The sequence below is a fragment of the Thalassoroseus sp. genome (assembly GCF_984380535.1).
The window spans coordinates 1-2023 of record NZ_CFHRBF010000051.1; the positions used below are offsets into that span (position 1 = coordinate 1).

1 protein-coding gene is annotated in these 2023 nt (G+C 55.3%); it reads left to right on the top strand.

Annotation, left to right across the window (positions count from 1 at the left end; genetic code table 11):
* On the top strand, positions 1-1973 hold a 1973-nt coding region (locus tag AC5DDB_RS29930; protein WP_491743442.1), incomplete at its 5' end, for an efflux RND transporter permease subunit.
* Positions 1974-2023: the final 50 nt, after the last annotated feature.

A 2023-nucleotide genomic window follows, 5' to 3' on the forward strand; every position in this document is an offset into this window, starting at 1 on the left:
TGGCTCACAATCGGGACGGCAAGAGTCGTCTTGAAATCATCCGTGAAGCGGCGATTGAAGTTCGCAAACCGACGATGTTCGGCGAACTGATCATTATGATCGTCTACCTGCCGATTCTCACGCTTGAGGGAATCGAGGGCAAGCTGTTTCGGCCGATGGCACTCACCGTCATCATGGCCCTTGCCGGGTCGATGGTCCTATCGCTGACGTTGATGCCTGTCTTGGCAAGCATCTTTCTTCCCAAGAACGTCAAAGAAACCGAACCTTGGTTGATCCGCGTCCTGAAATGGCTCTACGCCCCGGTGCTGCGATTCACGATGCACCACAAGACGTTTGTCATCGGTTCGGCCGTGCTGCTGTTGGTCAGCGTTTTCAGCCTTGTCGCTCCCAACCTCGGCAGCGAGTTTGTCCCTCGGCTTTCCGAAGGTGCCATCACGCTGAACGTTGTGCGATTAGCAGGCACGCCACTCGAAGAATCTATGCGATACAACACGCGGATGGAGCAGGTGCTGCTAGCAAAGTTTCCTGACGAAGTCAATCAGGTCTGGAGTCGAATCGGCACCGCTGAAGTTGCGACCGATCCGATGGGAACCGAATTGACCGACCTGTTCATCACATTGCATCCACGAGAGCAATGGACGCGGGCGGAGACGCAGGAAGAATTGACAACGCTCGTGCAACGTGAACTTCGCGATTTGCCGGGACCGCGTTTGGCGTTGTCGCAGCCGATTGAAATGCGAATGAACGAAATGATCTCGGGAGTTCGTTCCGATGTTGCTGCAATCCTCTATGGCGACGACCTTGACTTGATGAACGAAAAGGCCGTCGAGATTGAGCGTGCCATAAACTCGATCGCCGGTGCCGAGGATGTGAAGATCGAACAGATTTCGGGTCAGCCAGTTTTACAGATTCAAGTAAAACAGGACCAGATCGCTCGCTACGGAATTCCCGCCAGCACGGTGATGAACATCGTCCGCTCCCTCGGAAGCAACCATGTCGGCGAGATCTATGAAGGGCAACTGCGGTTCCCGCTAGTCATTCGATTGCCGGAAGAAGCGCGCGCTGACCCGGAAGCCATTGGCAACATACTGGTAGCCACCCCATCGGGCCAACGCATTCCGCTTTCCCGACTGGCCTCGATCGAGCGTGTAGAAGGTTTCAACACGATCAAACGCGACTGGTATCAGCGTCGCATCACGATTGAAGCAAATGTGCGTGGCCGTGACCTTGGAAGCTTCGTTGCCGAGGCTCAGCGTGTTGTTGATGAGAAAGTTCAGTTGCCTCCAGGCCGCTATCGCATCGAATGGGGAGGTCAATTCGAGAACCTTGAGCGAGCACAGACGCGATTGATGATCGTGGTGCCGATCGCACTGCTGCTTATCCTGGCCTTGCTGTACACGACTTACCGCAATTGGATCGACTCGCTGCGAGTATTCACGGGCGTCCCGTTCGCATGGATCGGCGGAGTGTTAGCCCTGTGGATTCGCGATATGCCGTTTTCGATCTCGGCTGCCGTTGGGTTCATCGCCTTGTCCGGCGTTGCCGTACTTGACGACATGCTGCTGGTTTCAACCATTCGACAACTACGCAGACGCGGTCGTTCACTAGATGAAGCGGTTGAGGAAGCCGCGATGACACGATTACGTCCGATTCTGATGACGACTCTCGTCGCTAGTCTTGGTTTCGTGCCGATGGCCTTCAGCACGGGCATGGGAGCGGAAGTGCAGCGACCCCTGGCGACAGTTGTGATTGGCGGCGTGTGTAGCGCTATGATTATGAGTCTGCTTGTACTACGAGTACTTTACGTGGTCTTCAATCTGCCCACGGAGAGCCACGACGAAGATGGAGGAGACGATGATGGTCATCGTCTTGAACCGGAAGAACCGACCGACCCGGAGGCCGGACTGGGGTTTGATTCTGCGTCAGAGCGAGAGTCACGGCAATTGTCCGACCCAACGACGGTCACAACTTAGAAACTCGGCACTGAGCCGGAGGAGAACGAAATGAATTGGATCATGAGTGT